13 protein-coding genes are annotated in these 13,257 nt (G+C 62.7%); 8 read left to right on the top strand and 5 right to left on the bottom strand.

Translation table 11 applies throughout. From position 1 onward, the window contains the following. Positions 1–8: 8 nt before the first annotated feature. From BCA01S_RS04455 to BCA01S_RS04445, 3 genes are read right to left on the bottom strand one after another with little or no spacing between them, the layout of a single operon-like run. Positions 9–881 (bottom strand): ABC transporter permease, encoded by an 873-nt coding sequence (locus BCA01S_RS04455; RefSeq protein ID WP_027775881.1) that lies wholly within the window; start codon positions 879–881, stop codon positions 9–11. Beyond that, positions 868–1,947 (bottom strand): ABC transporter ATP-binding protein, encoded by a 1,080-nt coding sequence (locus BCA01S_RS04450; protein ID WP_027775880.1) that lies wholly within the window; start codon positions 1,945–1,947, stop codon positions 868–870. The genes BCA01S_RS04455 and BCA01S_RS04450 overlap by 14 nt, the downstream gene beginning before the upstream one ends. Before the next feature lie 57 nt (positions 1,948–2,004). Then, complete coding sequence (locus BCA01S_RS04445; RefSeq protein ID WP_020066283.1) at positions 2,005–3,072, bottom strand: ABC transporter substrate-binding protein; 1,068 nt, start codon at positions 3,070–3,072, stop codon at positions 2,005–2,007. A 157-nt stretch (positions 3,073–3,229) separates the two neighbouring features. On the opposite strand from BCA01S_RS04445, the gene BCA01S_RS04440 reads away from it, so the two are divergent. Further along, positions 3,230–4,204, top strand: a complete 975-nt coding sequence (locus BCA01S_RS04440) for a LysR substrate-binding domain-containing protein (RefSeq protein ID WP_027775879.1) — start codon at positions 3,230–3,232, stop codon at positions 4,202–4,204. Here BCA01S_RS04440 and BCA01S_RS34450 read toward each other — a convergent pair. Together BCA01S_RS34450 and BCA01S_RS04430 are read right to left on the bottom strand one after the other, a co-directional pair. After that, positions 4,197–5,177, bottom strand: a complete 981-nt coding sequence (locus tag BCA01S_RS34450) for a fatty acid desaturase (protein ID WP_042317962.1) — start codon at positions 5,175–5,177, stop codon at positions 4,197–4,199. The two genes, BCA01S_RS04440 and BCA01S_RS34450, sit on opposite strands and share 8 nt — an antisense overlap. A 150-nt stretch (positions 5,178–5,327) precedes the next feature. After that, positions 5,328–6,212 (bottom strand): LysR family transcriptional regulator, encoded by an 885-nt coding sequence (locus tag BCA01S_RS04430; protein WP_027775878.1) that lies wholly within the window; start codon positions 6,210–6,212, stop codon positions 5,328–5,330. Between the two features lie 107 nt (positions 6,213–6,319). On the opposite strand from BCA01S_RS04430, the gene BCA01S_RS04425 reads away from it, so the two are divergent. The 7 genes from BCA01S_RS04425 to BCA01S_RS04395 all read left to right on the top strand — a co-directional run bounded on the left by BCA01S_RS04425 (position 6,320) and on the right by BCA01S_RS04395 (position 13,255). Beyond that, positions 6,320–7,252: an NADP-dependent oxidoreductase gene (locus BCA01S_RS04425; protein ID WP_027775877.1), complete on the top strand. Its 933-nt coding sequence runs from the start codon at positions 6,320–6,322 to the stop codon at positions 7,250–7,252. Between the two features lie 27 nt (positions 7,253–7,279). Next, a complete protein-coding gene (locus BCA01S_RS04420) occupies positions 7,280–8,152 on the top strand; it encodes an SDR family oxidoreductase (RefSeq protein ID WP_027775876.1) in 873 nt (290 codons plus the stop codon). Between the two features lie 317 nt (positions 8,153–8,469). Further along, complete coding sequence (locus BCA01S_RS04415; protein WP_027775875.1) at positions 8,470–8,871, top strand: hypothetical protein; 402 nt, start codon at positions 8,470–8,472, stop codon at positions 8,869–8,871. A 208-nt stretch (positions 8,872–9,079) separates the two neighbouring features. Further along, complete coding sequence (locus BCA01S_RS04410) at positions 9,080–9,505, top strand: ribbon-helix-helix domain-containing protein (RefSeq protein WP_027775874.1); 426 nt, start codon at positions 9,080–9,082, stop codon at positions 9,503–9,505. A 44-nt stretch (positions 9,506–9,549) separates the two neighbouring features. Then, entirely contained in the window at positions 9,550–10,653 is a 1,104-nt protein-coding gene (locus BCA01S_RS04405; protein WP_027775873.1) for an extracellular catalytic domain type 1 short-chain-length polyhydroxyalkanoate depolymerase, read from the top strand. 54 nt (positions 10,654–10,707) lie between these two features. Next, positions 10,708–11,139: a hypothetical protein gene (locus tag BCA01S_RS04400; protein ID WP_027775872.1), complete on the top strand. Its 432-nt coding sequence runs from the start codon at positions 10,708–10,710 to the stop codon at positions 11,137–11,139. Between the two features lie 157 nt (positions 11,140–11,296). Further along, positions 11,297–13,255, top strand: a complete 1,959-nt coding sequence (locus BCA01S_RS04395) for an arylsulfatase (protein WP_027775871.1) — start codon at positions 11,297–11,299, stop codon at positions 13,253–13,255. The last annotated feature ends 2 nt before the right edge of the window (positions 13,256–13,257 follow it).

The raw sequence follows: 13,257 nt of genomic DNA, 5'->3' as shown, positions 1-13,257 counted from the left end.
TCCTTCGCTCAATCGAAGATGTGCCGGAAACGGCGTTCGGCGACTCGACTGCAGCCCATCACGATGGCCACGTTGGCGATCAGCAGCAGCACGGCGATGCTCGCGCCGAGGGGCCAGTTGAGCGTGCCCAGGAATTCGTCGTAGGCGGCGGTGGCGACTACCTTCAGGCGTCGCCCGCCGATCAGCGCAGGCGTGGCGAAAGCGGATGCCGACAGCGCGAACACGATGATCGAGCCCGACAGCACGCCCGGCATGATCTGCGGCAGCACCACGCGGCGAAATACCGCGAACGGCGAGCCGCCGAGCGAGCGGCCTGCCCATTCCACTTGCGGGTCGAGCTTCTGCATGGTTGCCCAGACCGACATCACCATGAACGGCACGAGCACGTGAGTGAGCGCGATGATCATGCCCGTCATGGTGAATACCAGACGGATCGGCTCGCTGGTGACGTGCAGCGACTGGAGCACATTGTTGAGCACACCGTTATTACCGAGCAGAATCTGCCAGCCGAGCGTGCGCACCACCACCGAAATGAGCAGAGGACCCAGTACGACCAGCAGACACAGCGACTGCCACGGACGCTTCATCCGTGCGAGCACGATGGTCTCGGGCACGCCGAGCACGATGGACAGCAGCGTGACGGCGAAGGCCAAACCCGCGGTGCGCAGGAAGATCGTGCCGTAGTACGGGTCGCTGACCACTTCCCAGTAGTTCGTGAGCGTATAGGCTGCGGTGACGCCGGCCGTATCGCTGAACACGCGGAACGACAGCATCAGTGTGAGCAGCAGCGGCACCAGCAGGAGACCGACAAAGAGCAGCAGCGCCGGCCCCGACAGCAACCACGGCGCGGCGCCGGGGCGATCGTCGTCAAGCGTGGCCATGAGCGCCCTCCGAACTGTCTTGCGTCAGCACGCGCAGGTCGTCGTCGGTCCATGCGAGGCCCACTTCATGACCTTCCTCGGGTGGCGGCGCACCGTGGTTCGGCTGCGCGACCCGCAGCTTGCCGAGCTCGGTGTCTACCTCGAGCAGCCACTGATTGCCGACGAACACACGCGTCGCGATGCGCCCGCGCAGCCGGGCATCGCCGTTGGCAAGGTGTACTTTCTCCGGCCGGATATACACATGCACTGCGCCGTCCACATGGCGGCCTTCGTGCGGCACATGCAGTGTCGTGCCCGCGACGTCGACCTCGGCGCAACGTGGATTACGGCGCAACACCTCGCCGGAGAACGCGTTGGTGCGGCCGAGGAACGTGGACGCGAAGGGCGTGGCGGGGCGCTCGTAGGCGTCGTAGGGCGTGCTCAGTTGCGCAATGACGCCGCGATGCATGACGGCGATCCGATCGCTCATCGTCATCGCCTCGACCTGGTCGTGCGTGACCAGAATCGTCGTGATGCCGAGGCGCTTCTGGATCGCGCGTAGTTCGATGTGCATCTCTTCGCGCAGCTTGGCGTCGAGATTGGACATCGGCTCGTCGAGCAGCAGCAGTTCGGGTTCCATGGCAATGGCGCGTGCAATCGCGACGCGTTGGCGCTGGCCGCCCGACAGTTCCTTCGGATAGCGATGCCCGAGGCCTTTGAGGCGCACTAGAGAGAGCGCTTCGGCAACACGCTCTTCGCGCTCCTTGCGCCTGACCTTGCGCATCTCCAGCCCGAAGCCGACGTTGCCTGCCACCGTCATGTGCGGAAACAGGGCGTAGCTCTGGAACACGACGCCGATGCCGCGCTTCTCAGGACGCTCGTTCGTGATGTCGCGGCCATCGAGCAGAATGCGGCCGGTGGTCGGCGAGACGAACCCGGCGACCATCTGCAGCGTGGTGGTCTTGCCGCAGCCGGACGGGCCGAGCAGCGCAAGCAGCTCGCCGCGTTCGACGTCCAGATCGATGTGCTCGATCGCGGTGAAATCGCCGTAGCGTTTCGATATGCCTTGCAGAGTCAGGAAGGCCATACGCCTCGCTCCTTCATCAGATCGCGCGCCGCGCGAGGGACTTGCCGGTGCCGCGCATCAGCGCTCGACCGAACGGTTCCAGCGCTCCGTCCATTCCGTGCGATGCTGGTTGATGGTCGCCCAGTCCATCGAGGTCAGCTTCGAGATCTGATCGGGACCATAGGGCACGCGGGCGGCGATTTCCGGCGTCAGCTTCACCGTCTTGTTGACCGGGCCGAGACCGATGCCTTGCGCCTGAACGGTTTGCACTTCCGGGCTCAACAGGTATTGCACGAACTGCTGCGACAACTGCGGCTGCGCATTCTCGGCGACGACGCACGCCGCTACCTGCAACGCGACCGCGCCTTCCTTCGGGTAGATGAATTTCAGCGGAAAGCCGGTGTTCTGCAACGCCACCGCGCGGCCACTGCCATACGGCGCGAGAATCACGTCGCCGGATTGCATATGGCCGTCCATCTCGCCGGGCGTCGGCGCCCAGGACAGCACGTTCGGCGCGACCTGTTTCGTCATTGCGGCAAAGCCCGGATCGATATTTTTCTCGCCGCCGCCGGACAGACGCGCGAGCATCACGAGCGTGTGCAGGCCGTACGTGTTGGTGATCGGCGGTACGCCAAGCTTGCCTTTGATACGACTGTCCGTGAGCGACTTCCACGAGTCGGGCGGCGGCAAGCCAGCCTTTTTGAATGCTTCTTCGTTGTAGCCAATGCCCGTTGCGACCATGCCGACGCCTATCGCCGTGGGGCCGAGCCTCGCGAGCGGGTAGACGTCCTGCATCACGGGCGCGTCGTCGAGCTTTGCGCACAGATTCAATTGCATCGCCTGATACATGGGGCCGTCGTCCATCACCGCGACGTTGATTTGCTGGTGACCTTTCTGCGCCTGGAGTTTGGCGAGCGTATCGCTCGAATTACCCGCGACGTAGACGATCTTGACGTTATGTGCCTTTTCGAACGCCGGAATGATTTTTTGCCGGTAGACCTGCTCGTTCGAACCACCTACGTTGGCGACATAAAGAGTGGTCTCGGCTTGCGCGAGAAGCGGCGCGGCGAGGCTCAAGGCGAAGGAAACGGCCGCGATTGCGGTGTGGGACGGGGCGGACAGACGGCGATGCAACGCTCTTTTCATGACGACGATCTCCAGTTCCGATGTGTGGGGGCGGGCTTCGCTGCCCGTCGGTGAAAAGCAGTGTCGCGCCGGCTGGTCATGTCGTCCAATACGAATAAAATACCTATCCATGCATGGATGATATGGATTGGCGCGTACTAGCCTGGGGAAAACACGTATGAATCTCAAGCACATCGAGGCGTTTCGCGCGGTGATGGTGTCGGGGTCGATGACCGCCGCAGCCAAGGCTCTATTCACCTCGCAGCCGAACGTGAGCCGCCTCATCGCGCAACTGGAGCGCGATACCGGTTTGCAACTTTTTCAGCGCAGCGGCGTGCGCCTGATTCCGACGAGCGAGGGCGAGGCGTTCTTTCGCGAAGTCGAACGCGCTTTCGTCGGCTTGCAGGGGTTGGCGAATGCGGCCGCGCAGATTCGCAACCTCGGCAGCGGACGTTTGCGCATCGCAGCCATGCCTTCGGCGGGCATGACGCTGGTGCCGCATGCGATCAAACGCTTTGTCGAGCTATTTCCCGACGTGACCGTGTCGCTCCATGTGAACACGTCGGCCACGGTCAACCATTGGACGGCTTCGCAGTTTTGCGACCTGGGCGTAGCGGTATACGTGAGCGAGGCATCCGATTGCGAGGTCGAGCAGCTATCGGACGTGGCCGCCGTTTGCGTGATGCCGGCTGCGCATCGGCTCGCGGCAAAACGCATCATCAAGCCGGAGGACCTGGAGGGCGAGTCGTTCATCTCGCTTTGTCACGGTGACGGCACGCGCGCGTTGATGGACGAAGTGTTCCTGCGCGCGGGCGTGCAGCGCGTGCTGGCAATCGAGGCGCAATACACGGCAATGTGCTGCGAGATGGTACGTCACGGCATGGGCGTGACGCTCGCGCATCCAATCGTCGCGCGCGACTATGCCGGGCCGGACATCGCCATTCGCCCGTTCGTGCCGGCCACGCGCTTTCAGACCTATCTGCTGTTTCCGCCGCACAGGCCGCGGGAGCGCCTAGCTTTGGCGTTCGTGGAAGTCTTGCGTGGCCTGCATGACGAACTGCTCGCGGATGTTGTGCCGCCGGCGCGCAGCGGCGCCCCGCGCGCTCGGGCAAAGCAGCGACTGGGAGTTTCGAACCGCGTGTTGCCTACGTAAGTTCGGCTTCCGTCGATACAGGCTCGAAGCGGCGCGATGCCTCATGCACCGGGTTCTCGGCCGGCGCGAACGCGTGGAGCGTGAGCCATTCGCCATAACCGGCGACCAGAAAACCCCCGGATCGCTCGATGTATTGTTCGCGGGATGCTTGATAGACAGTTTTCAGCGCGAACCACGGCACATGCGGCAAGTCGTGATGAACCAGATGGAAATTGTTATTCAAAAAGAGCAGCCGCCAGAAGAGGGCCGCCTCGTTCAAAACCGTGCGATGTTCGGAATCGTCGGCGGTGCGGTGCTCGCGGAATGAACGAATCGAGCCGAGCGACATCGACCCATACCCCACGCCGACGATGAATACCCACGCCGGAATAGAGCACACGTAGTGCAGCCACGCGGTGAGCGCGGCCAATGCGATCAAGTGCGCGAGCCAGGCGGGCACGTCGCGCCAGTCGCCGAGCTTCACCTTGCGTAATGCATCGACGCCGGTCGCCGCAATCGCAAACGCCGGTCCCACCACCAGGCGGCCTACAAACGTATTGCGCCAGGTAAGCAGCGCGCGCATTGCCCAGCCTGCGCGGTGCCACACACGAGCATCGACGAAATAGCTCTCCGGATCGCGCCCGGGCTGCGTCAAATGCGGGTCGTCATGATGCTGAAGATGCGACTCGCGATAGACGCGATACGGAAACCACACGGCCAGCGGCGCGAAGCCAAACAATGCGTTCACGCGCGGTGAGCCTGTCGGGTGGCCGTGGAGCAGTTCGTGTTGCAGCGACATGTACCACGCGCTCACCAACGCGAGCAGGGCTGCGGTCAGCGGCATGCCGAGCACGCGCGCGTGGGTTGCAACGCCGAACCATCCGCCGTAAATCGCGACGATCAGTAGCCACGTTGGCCATTGCGTGCGCCAGGTCCAACTCGTTGCCAGCCTTGCGATGGCTTTGCGTTGCGTGTCGTCGAGGTATATCGCCATCGGCTGAGTCGGTCGGATGCATGTTTGAAGCGATCCTACCGAGCCATGCGCCGCGTCAGAACCAATTTGTTCAGGATTGCATTTTCGCCGCAACGGGTAAGGGCGGCCAGGATCCGGCCTAACTGCGACGGGGCAACGACCCGGGCAAATTCACGTTGTCGGAATGGTGAACGATCCTTCTGGATACTGGCTGCACATGAACTCCACGAAGGCCCGCACTTTGGGGCTCTGCAAACGACGGGACGTGTGCAGGACCCAAAGCTCGACGTCGTTGCCCGCGATTCCCCATGTCACCAGTTTGCCGTCCTCAAGCAGACCGCCGATGATCGACTCCGGCAACATGGCCGCCCCGGCTCCGGCGGCTATGGCGTCGCGAACCATCAACAGTGAAGACAGCCGTAGAACAGGTTGCGGCTCGACAGTGAATTGACCATTGCGGACAGACCAGACATCTCCGTCGCGATAGCTCGGCATGACGACGGCGGGAACCGGAAACGGTTTATCGCCGCTGCCCTGCGGCATTTGAACCGATGGCGCGGCGGCAAGTACCAGCCGGTCCTTGGCGAAGCACCTGCCGACCAATGTGCTGTCGCTATGTGGATTGATGCGGATGGCCGCGTCGAAATGTTCGTCGACGAGATCGACGGGGCGGTCGTCTGCGACCACTTCGAGCTGCACTTCGGGATAGCTGGCAAGGAACTGAGCGGCGAGCCGCCCGAGCGCCATCTGCGAAAACAGTAGCGGTGCCGCGACGCGTAGGCGGCCTCGCGGCGTGGCGAGCCCGTCTCGTGCCGCCGCGACTGCTTCGGCTACCTCGTGCATCGGCCCTTCGGTTCGGGTCAGCAGCAACTGGCCGGCCTCGGTCAACTCCAGACTACGAGTGCCTCGCTCGATGAGCCGAACGCCCAACGCTTCTTCGAGATCGGCGACGCGGCGCGACAGCGTGGCTTTGGAACGGCCGCTGGCGCGGCTCGCTTTGCCAAAACCGCCGTGAGCGGCCACGAGTTGAAAGTCGTCCAGCGCGTTCAGGTCCATAGTGTCTCAATAGTGATGCGGCTAGTCTCTATTTTATGATCTTTGTTTTGAATGTGAAACTCCTTATTGTTGGGGTGTAGCCAACCAAACGCTCAAAGGAGTTTCTTATGAACAACGTTCGCGCAGTCGTCCTGACTGGATACGGCGGCCCCGACGCCATCACGATTTCTTCCGTCGCCGCACCGCTGGCGGAAGCGGGCCAGGTTCTCGTCCGCGTGCATGCGGCCGGTGTCAATGGACTGGATTGGAAGGTTCGGGAGGGTTATGTGAGGGACGCTTTTCCGCTGGAGTTGCCGACCGTTCTCGGCATTGAACTGGCGGGCGTCGTGGAAGAAGTGGGCCCCGGCGTCACCCGGTTGCGCAAAGGCGACCGCGTAATGGGTGCGCCGGGCGCGCTGGGCGCCTACGCCGAACTGGTGGCGGTGAACGCGGCCAACCTCGCCACGATGCCCGACTCGATGAGCTTCGTGGAGGCGGCAGCGTTACCGGTCGCAGCGGTGGCCGCGTGGCAAAGCCTTAACTTCGCCGGACCGATACGTGCCGGACAGCGCATCCTGATTCAGGGCGCGGCCGGCGGTCTGGGCGGATTCGCGGTGCAGTACGCGCATCAGGCCGGCGCCGAGGTGTTTGCGACCGCCCTGAACAGCGATGTGGACTACGTCCGTAGCCTCGGCGCGGACCGCGTAATCGCCTACGACCAGCAGCAGTTCGAAACTGCGGTAAGCAGCGTCGACCTTGTTCTCGACTATGTCGGCGGCGACGTGCTTGCCCGCTCGTGGTCCGTGCTTGCGGCAGATGGGGTCGTCGTGAGCACCGCGTCGCCGGACATTCTGGCGAGCACACCGGCCGGCCGTCGCGGCTTGTGGTTCGTGAACACGCCGGATGCCGCGCGGCTGCAAGAGATCGCCGACGACGTGACGCACGGGCGTTTGCAGTCGAAGGTCGGCGCCGTCGTGCGCTTCGAAGAACTTCCCACGGCGATCGAACGCAATCGGACCCAGCCACAGGTCGGCAAAGCCGTGGCGGATTTTTTCCTTTAAATCGACTTTCCAGAATTGGAGCAAATCATGAGTATTCTCGTCACCGGTGCATCGGGCACCGTAGGTATGCAGATCGTCCAGCGCCTCGCTTCAAGCGGCGTCGAAGTCAAAGCGCTGGTTCGAGCGCCGGGTAAGACGGCGCTTCCGTCGGGCGTGGCGGAAGTCGTCGGGGACATGAGCAGTGTGAGTTCGATGCGCGCGGCCTTGTCGTCGGTGCGCACGCTGTTTCTGCTCAACGCGGTCGTCCCGGATGAAGTCACGCAGGCACTCGTCACGTTGAACCTGGCGCGAGATGCGGGCATCGAGCGCATCGTCTATCTGTCAGTGATTCACGCCGACCTCTATACCAATGTGCCTCATTTCACAGGCAAGCACACCGTCGAGCGGATGATCCAAAGCCTCGACATGCCCGCGACCATCCTGCGTCCCGCCTACTTCATACAGAACGACGAGCGCATCAAATCCGTCGTCGAGAGCCACGGCATTTATCCGATGCCTATCGGCCACGCTGGCGTGAACATGGTCGACGTGCGGGACATCGCCGACACCGCCGCCGCCGAACTGCTGGCGCGGCACCGCGCACCCGATGCACTGCCCGGCCGCACGCTCGAAGTTGTCGGCCCTGAAGCGTTGACCGGCGACTCGGTCGCGCGCATCTGGAGCGAAGCGTTGCAGCGCGAAATCCGCTACGCGGGCGACGACCTGGACGGTTTCGAGCAGCAACTGGCGGGAAATGGGCCCGACTGGCTGGCCTACGACATGCGCCTGATGATGGCTGGCATCCAGCGCCACGGTATGCGCGCGGGCGACAATGCAGTGGACGAGCTCTCGAAGATGCTGGGACGGCCGTTGCGGACCTATCGTGATGCCGTGCACGAGATGCTTGGCTTGAGTCAGTAGTCGGCGGTTGACGGAGAGTGATGCGTGGGCGGCGGAACGGTGAAGGGGCGGGTAGTGGCGAAACGCGTTAGCGAACCGGTCGCACAGCGCATATCGTTATGTGATGGACACGCGTTCGCCACCGAGCCCCCGCCTCCCGGCATATTCTTTCGGCCGTATTCTGGTTACTGTGTCAGTTCGGCGGCAGGCAAGCGAATCGTCATGAGCGGTACGCCGCCTGCTGCTCATCCGGCGAATGGGCGGAGCCAAAACGTGTGAAGAGAGTGCCGATGATAGGCAGCTAGCGTCCGCGACGGGGCATCGATCGGAAACACATCATGTTAGTCGAATGGAAGCAACGACTCAGGCTCTTCGTCCGGCGATTCTGGCAGCCGACCAGCGCATGTATGACGTGCATGCCCGGGAGTTTGGGCAATCTGCTGAGCCTCGCGCATTGGGCGATTGCACTGCAGACGGGACTATTCACCGGCGTGCTCGCCGTACTGCTGACTTTCACACCGGCGAGGAAACTCTATGCGCACCGATACGGCAATGCACTGGTCGTCGGCTGCCTGACAGCGATCGGCGACGCGTATTCGCATCCGAGTCGTTACCGCATCCCCGTCGTCGAGCACGTGTTGACGGGCGTCGTCTCGGGTCTGTTCGCGCTGGGCGGCTCATATCTCTTCGAAGATCGCGGGCGGCGCATCCGCGCGGCTTGGGCGCGGTTTTTCAGTTGACCCGTGCACGGCCTGCGTGTTTCGCAGGGTAAGACGTCGAAGCAAATTCCCCACTGATCATCTAAACGCGGCGCGTAACGCTGGTCTACACAGCGCCGCGCAACGACCGCGCGTGGCCGCCACGAACGTAATGGCCCCCAATTTTCATGTTGCGGCGCACTTAAAAGAAGTCTATAACCATCCCATTGGATGGTGAAGGGATGGAAACATGGAAAACTCTGTAGCGAATCTCGCGAGTCGCCCGAAGGGCGGCGAGTCGGAAAAAATCACGATCAACCTCGGCCCCGTTGACTTGGGGCAAATCGACCTGCTGGTGCAGGAAGGCTTCTATTCCAACCGGACCGACCTGATCCGCACGGCTATCCGCAACCAGCTTGCGCTGCACGCGCAGGTTGTTCAGGAGACCGTGAGCCGCCGCGCGCTGGTGCTCGGGCTACAGCATTTTTCGCGAGAGGATCTCGAGGCGGTGCGTGCGGCGCATCAGCGTCTCACGATCCAGGTGCTCGGACTGGCGAGCATTGCTGCCGATGTCACCCCCGAACTCGCGCTCGCCACCATTGACAGCGTTGTCGTGCTCGGAGCGTTTCACGCATCCGCTGCGGTCAAGACGGCGCTCGCCGGCAGAATCCGCTAACTGCCCGACGCACGACACTCAAACACGATTACCGGACAAAACAAATGAAACTCGATGAAGGTTTTTTGACCTCGATGCGCGAAGCAATGACCTTGCTGCGCACCCGTGGACCCGCCGAAGCTACTGAAGCAATACAACGTGCTCTGGGCGGCAACGCCGAGGGCTCTACGCATGGATCAGCGCCCTGGCATGCCACGCCGGAAGCGTTCACCGTTCCGTTCGAGCGACCGGCGACAAAGCACGCCGAGACGTTCAATGCGCGCGAAGCCCGCGCCGATATCCAGGACCGGGGACACTTCAGCACGCACGCGTTTTCGAACGCCGCCGGTCGCCGGCAATATCGGCTGTATGTGCCGGCGGAAAGCCAGGGCGAGCCGCTTCCGTTGATCGTCATGCTGCACGGTTGCACACAGAACGCCGACGACTTCGCCGCGGGCACACAGATGAACGCTCTTGCGGAGCGGCATCGATTTTTGGTCGCTTATCCGGAGCAGCCGCAGCAGGCCAATCCGTCGAAATGCTGGAACTGGTTCAAGCCTGCTGACCAGCAATGCGAACGCGGCGAGCCCTCGTTGATCGCTGGCATCACGCGCGAGATCATTGCGGAGCAGAACGTCGATCCCGCGCGCGTGTACGTTGCGGGGCTCTCGGCCGGTGGCGCAATGGCGGCGATCATGGTTGCCGAATATCCGGAACTCTATGCGGCGGCCGGCGTGCATTCAGGTCTTCCGGCACGATGCGCGCACGATCTTCCGTCCGCACTCGCAGCGATGAAAGGCGGCAAGCGTCCGGTACAGGCACGGCGCGCCGCGCACGGTACCGCCTCGTTACCGAAGCGGCCGCTGATCGTCTTTCATGGAGACGCCGACTCCACGGTTAACATACGCAATGCGGCGCAACTCGTCGACGGCTTCTCCGCGCGGCCGCATGGCGACGGCGAACAGCGTCGGACCGATGCAGGCGGACGCGCGTGTACCGTCTCGCGACTCGTGTCAGCGGACGGTATCGACGCAGAACTGTGGACCATTCACGGCGCCCCGCACGCATGGGCCGGCGGCAATGCGCGGGGCAGCTATACAGATCCCGCGGGTCCCGACGCGAGCGCGGAAATGCTGCGATTCTTTCTTGAACATCCGCAGCGGCGATAGCGCGGTTGGCGATCTGGCTGACCGATGAGTGCTGTCACTCTGGACAAAGGCAACATGAGACGACTACTAGTTGCTGCGCTCGCAGCCACCTCTTTAGCGACTGGCGTTCATGCGCAAAGCAACGATTCGGGTCCGCTCGATACGCCGTCGGGCAAACTGCAATTCGTTCGCGCAGGGCATGATTTCACGGCGATGCTCGACACCGAAGTGTTCGATCGTTTCGGCGCGAATACGCTCACGCATTTCGACGACGTGGGCAACGCAAATGATGCGGTCAGACGCATGCTCGTGCAGACCGATTCGGGTCCGGTGCTATACGACTTTCGCCACCGTCCTGCACTTGTGCAGCGCGTTGCCGCGCGTATGACGGTCAAACGCGTGTTCTGGCAAGGCGAGGAAGTCGTGATGCAAGGTTCACAAGGCTGGTTCGCGTTCAGACGCGGCGTGCTGACGAAACTGCAGTCGTCCACGACTACTTACCACTGATACCCGCAGTCGCAAGCAACACAGCCGCTATACACAGCCGCAAACACACAACGATCCTTTAGCACAGAACGTCTCTAGCTTTTCACTAAACCTTGGTTGGACGGCGAATTACCGGTTGCTACCATCTCGCGCTCAGACAACCACGGCCGATACAACAATGAAAAGCTCGAGTTCGCATCCGGCGGCGTTCACCACCATTCCCAGGCTGCGGGCACTCGGTGCCGCCGTTGCCAGTATCGTTGCGTTTGCATCGTGTTCCGGCGAGGTTTCTCCAACACCGCCGGCTGTCACGCCGGTCGCCGCGAAACGCCCGAATATTTTGTACATCATGGCGGACGATCTGGGCTACTCGGACATCCATGCGTTCGGCGGCGACGTCGACACGCCGAATCTCGATGCGCTCGTGCAATCCGGGCGCATTCTGACGAACCATCACACGGGCACGGTTTGCGCGATCACGCGAGCGATGCTGATTTCCGGCACCGACCACCACCTGGTCGGCGAGGGCACGATGGGTGCGCCCACGGACGAACGCAAAGGTCTGCCCGGCTACGAAGGCTATCTGAACGATCGCGCGCTATCGGTCGCACAACTACTCAAGGACGCCGGCTATCACACGTACATGGCGGGCAAGTGGCATATCGGCTCGGGCATTGTGGGCAGCGCGACGGGCAGTGGACAGACGCCGGACCAATGGGGCTTCGAGCATAGTTACGCGCTGCTCGGCGGCGCGGCGACGAATCACTTTGCACACGAGCCTGCCGGCTCGAAGAACTACACCGAAGACGGGCAGTACGTTCAACCCGGTCAGCCGGGACAACCGGGCGGCGCGGGCGGCAGCCCGGCCGTGTTCTATTCGACCGATTTCTATACGCAAAGACTGATCTCGTACATCGATTCGCACAGAGGCGACGGCAAGCCGTTTTTTGCGTATGCGGCGTACACGTCGCCGCATTGGCCGTTGCAGGTGCCTGAACCGTACCTGCACAAGTATGCAGGCAAATACGACGCCGGCTACGACGCGGTTCGGGCGGCGCGCATCGCGCGGCAAAAGGCGCTCGGCATCATTCCCGCCGATTTCAACCCGTATGCGGGCGCGCCCGAAACGCTCGCGGCTACGCCGGCAACCGCCGGCAACGGCACCGTCAACGCGAAATACGTCAGTGCCGTCCATAGCGCCGCGCAAGGTTATAGCGACTACGGTCCGGGCAATGTGAACAAGTCGTGGGCCAGTTTGTCAGCCGATGAAAAGAAAGCGCAGGCGCGCTACATGGAAATCTATGCCGGCATGGTCGACAACCTCGATCACAACATCGGCCTGCTGATCCAGCATCTGAAAGACATCGGCGAGTACGACAACACGTTCATCATGTTCCAGTCGGACAACGGGGCCGAAGGCTGGCCGATCGACTCCGGCGCGGACCCGACGGCGACAGATACGGCGAACGCGGCGGAGCCGGTCTATTCGACTCTCGGCACCGACAACGGGCTGCAGAACGCGAAGCGCTTGCAGTACGGATTGCGCTGGGCCGAAGTCAGCGCGGCGCCGTTCCGTCTGACCAAGGGCTATTCCGGCGAGGGCGGCGTATCGACGCCGTTGATCGTGCATTTGCCCGGGCAGACCGTGCAGAAACCGACCTTGCGTGTCTTCACGCACGTCACCGACAACACAGCCACGTTCCTCGCCGTCGCGGGTGTCACGCCGCCGACGCAACCGGCGCCGCCGCTGATCAACTCTCTGACGGGCGTCGATCAGAACAAGGGCAAGGTCGTTTACAACAACCGCTACGTGTATCCCGTTACGGGGCAGTCGTTGCTGGCGGTTCTGAACGACCAGTCGAATAGCGCCGTGCATACCGCGTCGTTCGGCGATGAAGCGTACGGCCGCGGCTATCTGCGCAGCGCCGACGGCAAATGGAAGGCGTTGTGGACGGAGCCGCCGCTCGGTCCCGTCGATGGCCACTGGCAGCTGTACGACATGACGTCGGACAGAGGCGAGACAACAGACGTGGCGGCGCAGAATCCGTCGATCATAGACGGACTCGTGCAACAGTGGAACGCATACATGTCCACTGTCGGCGGCGTCGAACCGCTGCGGCCGCGCGGCTACTACTGAGC

The organism is Paraburkholderia caledonica NBRC 102488 (assembly GCF_000685095.1).
In the GTDB taxonomy this organism is placed as follows: domain Bacteria; phylum Pseudomonadota; class Gammaproteobacteria; order Burkholderiales; family Burkholderiaceae; genus Paraburkholderia; species Paraburkholderia caledonica.
Note: the sequence above shows the minus strand (reverse complement) of the source record. Positions and strands in the feature narration are given on the sequence as shown.

Bases quoted from the DNA above. Each gene is read 5' to 3' on its own strand.
- BCA01S_RS04455 (WP_027775881.1), bottom strand. From the start codon at position 881: ATGGCCACGCTTGACGACGATCGCCCCGGCGCCGCGCCGTGGTTGCTG.
- BCA01S_RS04450 (WP_027775880.1), bottom strand. From the start codon at position 1,947: ATGGCCTTCCTGACTCTGCAAGGCATATCGAAACGCTACGGCGATTTC.
- BCA01S_RS04445 (WP_020066283.1), bottom strand. From the start codon at position 3,072: ATGAAAAGAGCGTTGCATCGCCGTCTGTCCGCCCCGTCCCACACCGCA.
- BCA01S_RS04440 (WP_027775879.1), top strand. From the start codon at position 3,230: ATGAATCTCAAGCACATCGAGGCGTTTCGCGCGGTGATGGTGTCGGGG.
- BCA01S_RS34450 (WP_042317962.1), bottom strand. From the start codon at position 5,177: ATGGCGATATACCTCGACGACACGCAACGCAAAGCCATCGCAAGGCTG.
- BCA01S_RS04430 (WP_027775878.1), bottom strand. From the start codon at position 6,212: ATGGACCTGAACGCGCTGGACGACTTTCAACTCGTGGCCGCTCACGGC.
- BCA01S_RS04425 (WP_027775877.1), top strand. From the start codon at position 6,320: ATGAACAACGTTCGCGCAGTCGTCCTGACTGGATACGGCGGCCCCGAC.
- BCA01S_RS04420 (WP_027775876.1), top strand. From the start codon at position 7,280: ATGAGTATTCTCGTCACCGGTGCATCGGGCACCGTAGGTATGCAGATC.
- BCA01S_RS04415 (WP_027775875.1), top strand. From the start codon at position 8,470: ATGTTAGTCGAATGGAAGCAACGACTCAGGCTCTTCGTCCGGCGATTC.
- BCA01S_RS04410 (WP_027775874.1), top strand. From the start codon at position 9,080: ATGGAAAACTCTGTAGCGAATCTCGCGAGTCGCCCGAAGGGCGGCGAG.
- BCA01S_RS04405 (WP_027775873.1), top strand. From the start codon at position 9,550: ATGAAACTCGATGAAGGTTTTTTGACCTCGATGCGCGAAGCAATGACC.
- BCA01S_RS04400 (WP_027775872.1), top strand. From the start codon at position 10,708: ATGAGACGACTACTAGTTGCTGCGCTCGCAGCCACCTCTTTAGCGACT.
- BCA01S_RS04395 (WP_027775871.1), top strand. From the start codon at position 11,297: ATGAAAAGCTCGAGTTCGCATCCGGCGGCGTTCACCACCATTCCCAGG.